General features: G+C 48.6%; 1 protein-coding gene. It reads left to right on the top strand.

The window, feature by feature from the left end:
• Window positions 1–323: membrane dipeptidase (locus ACY2RR_RS24440; RefSeq protein WP_490110813.1), on the top strand; the 323-nt coding region annotated here is incomplete at both ends.

The following is a 323-nucleotide window of genomic DNA, read 5'->3' as shown; positions in this document are numbered from 1 at the left end:
ACGAGTCGACCCGTTGTTATTTCCCACACTGGAATGAAGGGACTGTGTGACCCTCCCAGAAATATTTATGACCGGTTGATAGAAAAGATAGCGGCTAAAGGTGGCCTTATTGGAATCGGTTACTGGGCAGATGCCGTATGTGCCCACAGCCCCACAGGTATCGCCAAAATGATTGTTTACGCCATCGATATTGCTGGCGTTGATCATGTGGCTCTGGGATCTGATTTTGACGGCGCTGTAACCACAGCGATGGATGTTTCCGAAATCGCGACATTAACTCAGACTTTGCTGGATGAAGGGCTTTCTGAAGCCGACATTCGTAA

This window comes from Parendozoicomonas sp. 2304DJ65-17 (assembly GCF_058148445.1).
This window is presented reverse-complemented; position numbering and strand designations above follow the sequence as displayed.